The sequence below is a fragment of the Pseudomonas sp. NPDC087336 genome (assembly GCF_044744285.1).
Classification (GTDB): domain Bacteria; phylum Pseudomonadota; class Gammaproteobacteria; order Pseudomonadales; family Pseudomonadaceae; genus Aquipseudomonas.
Genome location: NZ_JBIUYA010000003.1, coordinates 130,759 through 143,211, shown reverse-complemented (window position 1 = coordinate 143,211; position 12,453 = coordinate 130,759). Strand labels below are relative to the sequence as shown.

Sequence of the window (12,453 nt, the reverse complement as noted above, 5' to 3'; positions counted from 1 at the left end):
TCCGATTGAATCGCCCCGGGTTTCGTAGACACCTCCATGCCTTAAAATGAGGCCAATCAGGAGGTGCCATGAGCAACCCGCGTTATCCCGAAGAATTCAAAATCCAAGCGGTCAATCAAGTGACCGAAAAGAAGCTTCCCGTCGCTGACGTAGCGGCCCGTCTTGGTGTGTCGACGCATAGCCTCTATGCGTGGATAAAGCGCTACAGCAAACAGAAGAACGGCAGCAAGACGATGACCAGCACGCTGAACTGCGTCGACTGCGAGCGGAACTCAAGCGGGTCACTGAAGAGCGAGACATCTTAAAAAGGCCGCCGCGTACTTTGCCAAGGAGTGCGGCTAAAGTACGCCTCTATCAAGCAGCGCGCGGGCGACTATTCCATTCGACGGCTTTGCCTGACGCTGAAAGTCCATCCCAGTGGTTATTACGCCTGGTTGTCTGAGCCGCAATCTGCACGCGCTAAAGATGATCAGCGATTGCTGGGTTTGATTAAGCATTCATGGCTGGAGAGTGGCGGAGTGTATGGCTATCGCAAAATCCATGATGATCTTCGCGAGGTCAGTGAAGATTGTGGTCGGCATCGTGTGGCGAGGCTGATGCGTCTTGAGGGGCTGCGCTCTCAGACAGGGTATCGACGACGCCCTGGAAAGTACGGAGGTAAGCCAGCAGTCGCTTCACCCAATTTACTGAAGCGCCAGTTCGATGTCGTAGAACCCAACACAGTGTGGGTCACCGACATCACCTACATTCGCACGTACGAAGGCTGGCTGTATTTGGCTGTGGTGCTGGATCTGTTTTCTCGACAGGTCGTTGGCTGGTCAATGAAGTCGCAGATGACCAGTGATCTGGCCATTGATGCGTTATTGATGGCGGTTTGGAGGCGTAAACCGAAACAGGAGGTGATGGTTCACTCCGACCAAGGCAGCCAGTACAGCAGCACCGATTGGCGCAGTTTTTTGAAGGCGAATAATTTGGTTGCCAGCATGAGTCGCCGAGGCAACTGTCATGACAACGCCGTAGCCGAGAGCTTTTTCCAGCTTCTAAAGCGGGAGCGTATCAAGCGGAGATCTACACCACGCGGCAAGATGCTCGTAGCGATGTGTTCGACTGCATCGAGATGTTCTACAACGCAAAACGCCGTCATGGTTTCAACAATCAGCTGTCACCGGTAGAGTTTGAAAAGCGTTACGCAATGAGTTGCAAGGTGTCTACGAAACCCGGGGCGATTCAGGGCGTCTCGGCAACGCCCAACCAGGTAGTCAACTCGGTGCACTGCTGATTCTGTAAACCGACTTTTTTCACTGTTAATCAGTGCGGTTAACAGTGAAAAAAATAGGTTTGCAGGAGGTTTCCTTTGTTAGGCATTTTCACTTCGGCCTTTAGGGCTTGGTAGGTGCCTCGTTCTCTGCAAATGCACGGAATGCGTTCCTTTTTTGCCCTATAACAGGGGCTTATAGGAATTCAAGTAGGATATGCCTACCGTTGTAGAAACGCAGGCGCGCAATTCGGAGTGAAATGAGATGGAAGAGGATCAGGAGCCGATGTTCCCAGCAGACCGTGACGCTGGGGAGGAGGCAGGTTCAGGCGCCCATTCTCTCGCTGGCTATGACTATCAAGTCGACATCTCCATCTGGTTGGCCCTCGATCTAATGCTTGGTACTGGCCTGACTCAGATGGTCGAACTTGAGCCCAGTAGCGAGGAGGATCTCGAAGCGCAACTGGCAGACGACGAGCCCGGGCGCGTAGCAACAAAAGTAGGTCTGGATGGCTACACCCTCGTCGTGCAGGCAAAACTCCGCAGCGGCGACGCCTGGACCGTCAAGGGCATAAGTCGTGTCCTGAAACATGGAAGTGCGACCCGATTATCGGCAGCGCGGCGGTTGGCCTCCCCTACTATCCGATACCTTTTAGTAACAAGCGCGGCTTTAAACGGAAAAACGAGAGGGCTAGCAATCAAGCGTCCTGGGAGTTGGCCTCATAGCAGCGGAATGCCTGCCTCGATGGTCAAGGAGTTACCGGCAGGAGCCGCGGGGCGCGTCGCCGTCATTGGCAATTTGGGCGTAGAACACTTAATCCAAGAAATTAAACGACTCCTGATCGAACGGTTTGGAGTTCCGAACTCACGCTGGATCGAGTGCCTCCGCGCGCTCCGCGAAGAGGCACGGCTGCGCGTTCGACGCGCGGGCGAAGGACGCTGGCGCCGGGAAGATCTCGCGCAGGTGATCCGCAGCCACGACGGCTACCTCGCGAGTTCGCCGCAACTCGACAACTATGTCCACCCCCGAAACTGGCAAGATCTGCGCGACGCGATGGGAAGCCCTAAATACGCCGCTATTATCATTGGTCAATCCGGGACTGGAAAAACGCTCGCGACAAGCAAACTCTACGAAGAGCTTCACCGCGAGAACCCAGAGTTGACCCGCGTTCCAATCCGCAGCCCGCAACAGCTGCGCGATGACGTGACGTCGCCGCCTGTTCTATATGACATCGAGGATCCGTGGGGCCGCTACGATTTCGATCCTGCAAACCGGCCTTGGAACGACGAACTTGCCCAATGGCTTGGGCGAGCACGTGCCGATAGAATGATCATAGCGACGAGCCGGCGGGACGTGGCCATGTCGTCAGGCGCGCTGAAATCGGTTGATCCGTGGGTGGTTCGGCTCGAGGCAGAACATTACGGTAAGCCTGAGCGACAGCGGCTCTATCGCACAAGAATCGATACTCTGCCAAGGGACGTACGCCTACTGGCGGCCGGGGCAGAGCCGCAGGTACTCGATAGTTTGGCAACCCCGCTTGAAATCGAAAAATTTTTCGATGCGCTGCGCACTATGGGGCGTCCACAGAAATATGGTGAGCATGCGTTCATAGGCGACGCGATCGCCAAAGCTCATGAGCAGTCGATTGAATTAACAGTCGTTCAGCAAATTGAAGAGCGTGAAGATGTTCGAGCCGCAGCCGTTATCTGGGGGTTCCTGAAGGCAAGCGATCATCTGTCACTCCAGATGCTTCGCAATTTGGAGCTTAATCTTGCCGAATCGCTGCCGGCCTTCGAAAAAGGCATTATGCCTTTGGTGGATTTTTTCGTCGCCGCACGCAACCTGCGTTCAGGCGCAGGGGACGTAAGTTATTATCATCCCCGTGTCGAAGCCGGTGTAGAAGCGGCACTCAAGCGCCATTCGATTCCCGTAACCCTCGCATTGCGGACGCTCCTCGACGTACTGACCGATCCAGATGGACCTGGGGAAGATTGGGGAGCAGGGATCGCCGCGCGCATCGTCGCTGCTGCACAGCGTATCCCAGAGCTGAGGCTCCTTCCGCGCCCTAAAGCGGCAGCAAAGATCGACGCCTGGCTATCTGATCGCCTCCTCGACCCTTCTTTCAAATTGAGCGAGTATGCAAAGCTTGCAGCTGCGGCGGGGTCACCTGCGTCCAACGCTGCCGAGTTTGCTCGCTACCTTCTACACCGACCGGATCAGAGCTTTGCTGGTATGCATTTTTGGGAGAGTCCTGAACATCCCGAAGCCTGGTATGACCGCCTACGTGCAGATCGAACGACTGCATTGATCGCCGGGCGCTATATCCGAGAAATACTGCCAAATGATCGCGATCACTACAGTTTGTCTTTTGTCGAAGACCTCAATCGCTTGGCGCCCGACCTTACCTCAGCCTATCTCGAAACAGCTGCGGCCATCGTCCGCTATGGGGTAATCCACTCCTGCGATGTTATCGCTGCCGGCGCCTTGCGCGATCTTGACAGCTTCGAGCCTATCGTAGATGCAGCGATCGAGGTACTCACACCAACACCTGACGAGCAGGCGGAGACGCGTGCGACCCACCTTGCCATCATCAATGGCGTCTACAACAGCGATTATGCCGAACATCTCTCCGACAATGATGATGGTTATACGGCGGCGCAGTTTCTACAAGCCTATGCCGATCGTGTGCGTGAAGTGAACGGGTGGCGCTGTCTCGCGCAGCACCGACACGCCGCGCCGCTCCTACCCTATTGGATGCGCTCTCTCATGAGGGAAGCAGATACCGGGCCGCCGTCTAACGACGAAATCGCTGGTGCATTCGCCGCCGCATTCGGTAGCGACGAAGAGGATGCCCTATGGTTAATCATGGTGAAGCATTGGGACGAGCAGTATCGGGAGCAGCTTCTTTCCCGCGTCCGTGAGGGGTCTTCACTAGCCGCAGTACGGCATGCAGCACTGGCGTGCGTCATTGAAAAAACACCAGACATACTGCCGCCGATTGCCGATGACCTTCGTCAGCTTGGAAAGGATGAACGGGTTGTCGAACTCATGATCGACCTTGCAAATCTTCACGACCGGCACAAAGGCGACGGCGACAAGCATGAAGCAGCCGCTACAATTGCTCTGAATCACCTCGATCCTGAGCTTCGCGAGCTTTGCAGAGCAGCCCAGAAAAGCGTGAAAGAAGAAGCGCTACCTTTATCTTCGGCCGCTATCGCCCTTCTGGCCAGGCCGGTCCGATCAAGCCAGAGCGTGCGTGCGTTACGCATTCGTCGACACCTTGATCTTCCAGGCTCTGCACGCGCGGACATAAAGTGGACCCTCGCCCACAGCGACGATCACGAATCATGCGTCGAGGCAATTGACGCCGCCATTGCGCTGGGAATGAAGGATATTGCCGCCGGAGCGCTCGACCATAGATATTCCCATGTCGTGGCGAAGGCGCTCCTTGAAGTTGGAGCCAATATCACGGCGCCCCTACCGGCGGAATTACTCGCTTTGGCACATGCCCAGGGAAGCCCGGTGAGGAAGGCCTTGGTCCGCCTGCTAGGGGACAAGCCTCATCTGAACCATCTTCCAGTGCTACTGCATCTAGCGCACGATCAATGGTCTTCATCATCACGGTTCTATGGCGAAGAGGATGAATTCCCCATCGCGCGCTCGGCAGTCAATGCGATCGCGGGTCTTGCACCACTGGATGCGGAAATTCTTGAAAAGCTACAGGAGATCGCGCTTAGGACCTCTGACTGGCTGGTCCGGGCTAACCTGTTCAGAATCATCGCTGTGCAGGGCGGAAGCACATTCCAAGAACGGCTTTTAGAGCTCGCAGTTACGCCAGGTCGCATTCACGTCATGCGCGCGGCAGCCCGCGCGATGTTGATGGAGGTACAAATACTGGACTCTGCAGTAATTGACCAGATCACCGTAGATCTCTTGGCAAAGCGCGAGCCATCAATCGCCGCCATGTTGACCCTCATCGCAGCATGTCGAATGGATCTTCAGGAGCGCCTTGAGCTAGCGCGCGGAATATCGGCGATCGCTAAGCGGCGAGCTCTTCTCCTCTTAATGCTTTGGCCCGCGGTAGGACCTGACGAGTCTTCGAGGTCAGCTATCGAGCAGCTTCTTCCCGACAATCACTCATCGCTCGCATGGGTGAAGACCGGACCGAGCGAAAAAGCCGAGGATACCTTGATTGCCGACCTCGGCGAACCTGCTATATGCCAGGAGGTCCTTGATTGGCTGAACCCCAAGGAGAAGAAGGCATGAGCAACCGACTTCGGGCCGGGAGTGGCCTTGAGACTGAAACTTCGGCTTTTGGGGGATGGTCACGAACGTGTGCATCCGGCCGATTTCTTCTTGCCATGGGAGGTTGATAAAAAACCAGCCGAAGCTGGTTCATTTATTTCGAAAACTTCAAAGGCTTTTATCAACAAAACTGAAAAACCCATGAAGCGGTCATGTCAAAAAAGATGCACAACCTATTGATTTTACACCCCTCAAAAAGTCATCTTTTTTGAATGCCCTCAGCCAAAGGCTAACGCTCGTTAGTCTTGGCGCCGCGAGTACCGGGCAGTTCCACACACGCCACCAGCCCTGGACCGTTGCGATTGCGCAGGGTCAGTTCGCCTCCCTGTTCGCGAACGATCGCCCGGGCAGCGGACAGTCCCAGCCCCACACCACCGGTGTCACGGTTGCGTGAGGTCTCCAGGCGGTAAAAGGGATCGAACACCTGTTCGAGGGCGGACTCGGGGATGCCGGGGCCCTCGTCAGTGACGTCGATGCAGATCCGGTGTCCGCCCTCCTTCAACTCGATGCCCGGCTTGCGGCCATACTTCACGGCGTTTTCCAGCAGGTTGACGATCACGCGCTTGATCCCGAGCGGGCGGCCGTCGTACACCAGATGGGCGGGACCTGTGAAATGGACGTCGATGCCCTGGTCGCGAAAATCGTCGACGATCGTTTGCAGCAATTCCGAAAGGTCGAATGCCGTGGCGTGCTCCCCGTGGCTTTCATCACGGAAAAACCCCAGCGCCGCGTTGATCATCGTTTGCATTTCTTCGATGTCGCGCACCATTTTGCGCTGCTGTTCACGGTCTTCCATGAATTCGCTGCGCAGACGCATCCGCGTCAGTGGCGCGCGCAAGTCGTGGGAAATGGCCGCGAGCATCTGGGTGCGCTCGCTGAGAAAGTGCCGGATCTGGGCCTGCATGGTGTTGAAGGCGATGATCGCCTGGCGTATCTCATCGGGGCCTTCGATCTTGATCGGCGGTGCGCGCAAGTCATCACCAAAGCGCCGCGCCGCGCTGGCAAAACGTTGCAGCGGGCTGGCCAGTTGCCGTGTGGCAATCCAGGCGACCAACAGGGTGGCCACCAGCCCCAGGGCGATGATGATCGCGATCCGTACGCTTGAATCGAGTCCCCAGCTGCGTTCCGGCGGCGTGAACGACAGCCAGCTGCCATCGCGTAATTCAACGAGTGCCACGTAGTGCGCCTGGGGGCTTTCAGCCGGCCAGTCGCTAGGGTTGAAGACTTGAATGCGGCGCGGAACATCGCCCAGCAATTGCTGCAGCGGCGAATGTTCGGGCCCCACCTGCGTACCGCCCGTTGGCAGATGGAAGTCGGCCCGCTGGCCGTGCCAGACCACCTCAAGCATCGGATGGCTCGCGGCGGCGGCCAATGACGGGCGCAGCGGCACAGGCGCCGCCTCGATCACCCGGACATTCGCAGCGATTTGCTCCAGCAGGCCTGTGCGCTCAATGGGCGGGCGGCCCCAGGTGCCAGCAAGCTGCACGAACAATCCATTGAGGAGCAGCGAAGCGAGCATCGCCGCGACGATGGTCAGGGCAATCCGGGACCTGAGGGTATCGCGCGGGGCAAGACGACGGATCACGAGCGGGTCACCTTGGCGCAGAACATGTACCCGCCGTTACGCACGGTACGAATGAGATCCGGGCGCTTGCTGTCCGGTTCGATCTTGCGTCGCAGTCGACTGACCTGCACATCGATGCTGCGGTCATAGGCATCGTGACCCTGGCCACGCGCCAGGTCGATCAACTGTTCGCGGGTGAGAATGCGTTGCGGATGCTCGAGAAACACCCGCAGCAAATCGAACTCGCCGGCGGACAACGGAATCATCACACCCTCGGGCGAACGCAATTCGCGACAGGTGATGTCCAGGTGCCAATCGGCGAAGGTGATGACCGGACGCGTCGGCTCGTGCCCCGCGCTTTTCTCGCCGGCGCGACGCTGCACGGCACGCAGCCTGGCAAGCAGTTCCCGAGGGTCGAACGGTTTGGTCAGGTAATCGTCAGCACCCAGTTCCAGGCCGACAATGCGGTCGCTCAGCTCACCCATCGCGGTCAACATGACGATCGCAATATCCGTCTGCGCCCGCAGTTTCTGGCAGAGGCTCAGGCCACCTTCGCCGGGTAGCATCAGGTCAAGGATGATGATATCGGGGCGGTTTTTTTCGATCAGCGCCCACATGGCCTCACCATGGGTGGCCAGGTCCACCTCGTAGGCATGCTGAACAAAGAATTGCTTCAGCAGGGACAGGATTTCCACATCGTCGTCGACGATCAGCAGTCTGCTCACGTTAAGGGGATCCACGGCCAAAAAAAGAGCGTATCTAAAACCATTCCGGCGCCAGGGTCATATATTTCAATCCAGCAACATTCCTGCCTGGCTGACATCAATCGGACATACGGTCGCAACCCCCCTGCGGCACCCTGCGCGAATTCCAATTCATGAGGTCTTCCATGCAGGGTTCGAACAGCACCTACGCGACCGAGACAACCGATAGCACTCATTCGGTGATCCTGAACCAGCGCACCAGTGCGCCAGGACACGACGAGCCGATTCTATTCCAGCAGTCGTGCCTGGGACTGACCGACGATCGGACCCATGTCGTGCTGCGCCGCTATTTCGAGCAATACAGCCCGACCACTGGCACCTGGGTGGAGTACATCCACCGCGTGCCGATCGCCGAGTTCACCCAGTGGATCATGGCCCATGGCGATCTGCGTATCGAATGCTCGGAAGACCTTCCAGATTCCCCCCTCCAATCAGGAACATCTTGATGAGAAAGCGCTTCTCGCTGCCGCTATTGGCCGTTGCAACACTCGTCCTCACGGCGTGCAGCAACAAAAAAGTCGCAACATCGGACACCTATTCAGGCTTTCTGAAAGACTACAGCGCCTTGACGGAGCACCAGTCGCCCTCAGGAGAGCCGGTGCTGAGCTGGGTAAACCCGACGCTTGAGCTCGACCGCTACACACAGGTCTATATCGAACCGAGCCGGTACTACCCGCAGCCCGCACCCAGCAAGCGCCTGCCACAGACCACGCTTGACGACACGACCTGGTACTACGATGCGGCGCTCAAGCACGAGCTGGGCAAGGTCTTGACCGTGGTCACCACCCCGGGCCCCAAAACCCTGATCGTGCGGCCGGCAATCACCCGAGTGACGGCCAGCACCCAGGGCCTGCGCTTTTACGAATGGCTGCCGATCACCCTGGTTGTAGCCGGCGTCAGCACCGCCACCGGGATCCGTGACCAGGACAGTGAAATTGCCACCGAAGTGGCCTTTGTCGATGGCGGGACCAGGACCCTGGTCGCCAAAGTGGTACGCAAGGGCACGGGAGTGCCGCTGGAAAACGACAAGCAGGTCATTACCACGGCAAACGTCAAGGGCGTGCTCGACGGCTGGGCCAGCGACCTGCGCAAGTCGTATCTGGCGATGCGCAAATAAAGGCTGCTTGCCAATTCGGATCCATTGGGGAAAAGTGATTCAGGCAGGCAGTCAAAGCAATCTGGCAGGAATCCAAATGCAGGCGTCGACTGGCTGTTGCAAAGTGCAAGCATGCCAGTCACCGGCTTTTCCCCCAGGAATGCACACATGTCCAGCGCCAAAGCATCGCCCAAAAGATCACCGCTTGCCCGGCTCGCCCTGGCCATCTCCCTGAGCGCCCTCGGCCTGCCCATGTACATGAGCAATGCCCAGGCCCACGGCGGACAAGCCGAAATGGTGCCGCTGCAGGCAGGCCTCGAGGAATTTGGCGCCACGGTCAAATGGGACGACTACTCGAACCTGTTCACCATTGCCAAGGACGGGGTCTACCTCAAGGTCAAGCCGGACAGCAAAGTTGCCATGCTCAACGGCAAGCGCATGGAGCTGACGGTGCCGGTGGTGTTCAAGGGCAAGACAGCGTTCATGTCCAAGGACTTCATCAACCAGGTCTTCCAGTCGGGCCTGGACACGACCTTCGTCGTCGAGACCCGCCCTAACCCGCTCAACCCCCTGACGGCGGACGAAATCACCGCGGCGGTGGACGTCGTCAAGAAATCGAAACACTACAAGCCAGGTTTTCGCTTCACCGAAGTATCGGTCAAGGAACCACCGAAAGATCAGGTGTGGAACTTCGTCTACACCGGGCAAAACGTGTCCCAGCCGCGCCAGGCCAATATCGTGGTGCTGGACGGCAAGCATGTGATCGAAGCGCTGGTGGATCTCGACAGCAAGGCGCTGCAATCCTGGAAGCCGATCGAAGGCGCCCACGGCATGGTGCTGCTGGATGATTTCGCCACGGTGCAAAGCGCCGTCGAGACCAGCCCCGAATACGCGCAAGCCTTGGCCAAGCGCGGCATCAACGATGTGAAGAAGGTCGTGGCCACGCCGCTGACCGTCGGTTACTTCGACGGCAAGGACGGGCTGGCCCAGGACAAGCGCCTGCTGAAGATCGTCAGCTACCTCAATGTCGATGACGGCAACTACTGGGCGCACCCGATCGAGGGCCTGGTGGCGATTGTCGATCTGGAGCAGAAAAAACTCATCAAGATCGAAGACGAAGCGCTCATTCCGGTCCCGATGAAACCGACGCCCTACGACGGTCGCGGGCGCAAGGGCGTGGCGGTCAAACCGCTGGAAATCATCGAGCCCGAAGGCAAGAACTACACCATCACCGGCAACAGCATTCACTGGCAGAACTGGGACTTCCACGTTCGCCTCGATTCGCGGGTCGGCCCGATCCTGTCCACGGTCACTTACGACGACAAGGGCAAGAAGCGCAAGATCATGTACGAAGGCTCCCTGGGCGGGATGATCGTGCCTTACGGCGACCCGGATGTGGGCTGGTACTTCAAGGCATACCTGGATTCCGGCGACTACGGCATGGGCACCCTGACCTCACCGATCGCCCGTGGCAAAGACGCCCCGGAAAACGCCGTGCTGCTGGACGCGACCCTCGCCGACTACACCGGTGCGCCAACCTCGATTCCACGCGCCATGGCGGTATTCGAGCGCTATGCCGGCCCGGAATACAAACACCAGGAAATGGGCCAGCCCAACCTCAGCACCGAGCGGCGTGAACTGGTGGTGCGCTGGATCAGTACCGTCGGCAACTATGACTACATCTTCGACTGGGTCTTCCAGCAGAACGGCACCATCGGCATCGACGCCGGCGCCACCGGCATCGAAGCGGTCAAGGGCGTGAAGTCCAGGACCATGCACGAAGAGACCGCCAAGGAAGACACGCGCTACGGCACCCTGCTGGACCACAACATCGTTGGCACCACGCACCAGCACATCTATAACTTCCGCCTCGACATGGACGTGGACGGTGAAAGCAACTCGCTGGTGGAAGTGAACCCGGTGGTGCTGCCCAACGACCGTGGCGGACCGCGCACCAGCACCATGCAGACTGAAACCCGTGTGGTCAGCACCGAACAGCAGGCGGCGCAGAAGTTCGACCCCTCGACCGTGCGCCTGCTGAGCAACCTCAGCAAGGAAAACAAGGTGGGCAATCCGGTGTCCTACCAACTGATTCCCTATGCCGGCGGCACGCACCCGGTGGCCAAGGGTGCCAACTTCGGCACGGACGAATGGCTGTACCACCGCCTGAGCTTCATGGACAAGCAGCTGTGGGTAACGCAATACAACCCGGAGGAAAAGTACCCGGAAGGCAAGTACCCGAACCGCTCGGACAAAGACTCGGGGCTGGGGCAATTCACCCAGGATAACCATTCCATCGAGAACACCGACGATGTGGTCTGGCTGACCACCGGCACCACCCACATCGCCAGGGCCGAGGAATGGCCAATCATGCCGACCGAGTGGGTGCATGTGCTGCTCAAGCCGTGGAATTTCTTCGATGAAACGCCGACGCTGAACCTCAATTCACCGAAATAACGGGTTGGAACGCAAAACTGTAGGAGCCCGGCTTGCCGGCGAAGGCGTCCGTAAGTAGGCCTTCGCCGGCAAGCCGGGCTCCTGCAAAATGCGATCAAGCGTATTGCTTGCGATACTCGCCCGGCGCAATGCCGAAGCGCGATTTGAACGCCGTTGAAAAGTAGCTCGAATCGGAAAAACCCCACGAATATCCCAGTACCGACAGCTTCTGCTCCTTGCCCGACTGGCGCAGGGATTCGGCGCACAGGTCCAGCCGACGGTTCTTGATGTAGCGCGCCACCACCAGGCCTTTCTTGGCGAACATCCGGTACAGGCCACGGGTCGACATGCCGACTTCCCGCGCCAGCCACTCCGGGCACAGTTCTTCGGAGCGGATATGGGTATCGATGAAATTCAGGGTCTTGCGGAAGGTCCGTTCGTGCGGATCGGTGCAATCGTCGGTCTGGCTGATGGCCGGGCGCAACAGACTGACGATCGCCTCCAGGGTCGCTTCGCTTTCCTGGCGGGTCAGGTGCTGTTGGCGGGTGGCATCGAGGATCAGCCGATGGGAGAGCATGGCAATCGGCGACGACGCAGCGATGCGGTGGCCGCACTTGACCTGGTTGAAGCGCAGGGTCTGCTCGACCAATTGGTACGGCAGGATCAGCGACAACTGCCGCGAGTTTTCGCTGTAGGTGAAATCACTGGGCCGCGCCGCATCGATCAAGGTGATGTCCCCGGCGGACAGCAGCACCCTGTCGTCGCCCTGGGCCATGCCCGCGGTGCCATCGAGCTGGAACACGGCAAAATACTTGCCACCCTCGCCCGCCGCGACTTCCTGCGGCGTGCGATACAGCCGCGCCTGGCAGGCATCGACGAAGCTGAGCTTGAGGGCATCGCTGCGGTATTCGCGAATCTGCCCGGCAAAGCCGGCGCCCAGGGGTTGTGCGTTGAAGGCGCCACAGATCTGGTTGATCTGGTGGATCCACTGATCGAACCCTTCCTGGCGCTGTGCGGTTGTAGAAATCATGT

At 58.4% G+C, this 12,453-nt stretch carries 7 protein-coding genes and 1 pseudogene; 5 read left to right on the top strand and 3 right to left on the bottom strand.

Annotation, left to right across the window (positions count from 1 at the left end; all coding sequences use genetic code 11):
* Positions 1–68: 68 nt before the first annotated feature.
* Positions 69–1,198, top strand: a pseudogene (locus ACIO0C_RS04290) (IS3 family transposase); the annotation flags it as partial.
* Positions 1,199–1,520: 322 nt separating this feature from the next.
* On the top strand, positions 1,521–5,522 hold the full coding sequence (locus tag ACIO0C_RS04285; protein ID WP_401308279.1) for a hypothetical protein: 4,002 nt from the start codon (positions 1,521–1,523) through the stop codon (positions 5,520–5,522).
* A 268-nt stretch (positions 5,523–5,790) separates the two neighbouring features.
* On the opposite strand, the gene ACIO0C_RS04280 is transcribed toward ACIO0C_RS04285, so the two are convergent.
* On the bottom strand, positions 5,791–7,146 hold the full coding sequence (locus tag ACIO0C_RS04280; RefSeq protein ID WP_401308276.1) for an ATP-binding protein: 1,356 nt from the start codon (positions 7,144–7,146) through the stop codon (positions 5,791–5,793).
* Complete coding sequence (locus ACIO0C_RS04275) at positions 7,143–7,850, bottom strand: response regulator (protein WP_401308274.1); 708 nt, start codon at positions 7,848–7,850, stop codon at positions 7,143–7,145. Before ACIO0C_RS04275 ends, ACIO0C_RS04280 begins: the two co-directional genes overlap by 4 nt.
* A gap of 164 nt (positions 7,851–8,014) precedes the next feature.
* On the opposite strand from ACIO0C_RS04275, the gene ACIO0C_RS04270 reads away from it, so the two are divergent.
* The 3 genes from ACIO0C_RS04270 (at position 8,015) to tynA (ending at position 11,442) form a co-directional block, all read left to right on the top strand.
* On the top strand, positions 8,015–8,335 hold the full coding sequence (locus tag ACIO0C_RS04270) for a hypothetical protein (protein ID WP_401308563.1): 321 nt from the start codon (positions 8,015–8,017) through the stop codon (positions 8,333–8,335).
* Entirely contained in the window at positions 8,335–9,006 is a 672-nt protein-coding gene (locus ACIO0C_RS04265) for a DUF3313 family protein (RefSeq protein ID WP_401308271.1), read from the top strand. The genes ACIO0C_RS04270 and ACIO0C_RS04265 overlap by 1 nt, the downstream gene beginning before the upstream one ends.
* Before the next feature lie 147 nt (positions 9,007–9,153).
* Positions 9,154–11,442 carry a primary-amine oxidase gene (tynA, locus tag ACIO0C_RS04260; RefSeq protein WP_401308269.1) on the top strand — a complete coding sequence of 763 codons (2,289 nt, stop codon included), beginning with the start codon at positions 9,154–9,156 and terminating at the stop codon, positions 11,440–11,442.
* A 94-nt stretch (positions 11,443–11,536) separates the two neighbouring features.
* On the opposite strand, the gene feaR is transcribed toward tynA, so the two are convergent.
* Positions 11,537–12,451 carry a transcriptional regulator FeaR gene (gene feaR, locus ACIO0C_RS04255; RefSeq protein WP_401308266.1) on the bottom strand — a complete coding sequence of 305 codons (915 nt, stop codon included), beginning with the start codon at positions 12,449–12,451 and terminating at the stop codon, positions 11,537–11,539.
* Positions 12,452–12,453: the final 2 nt, after the last annotated feature.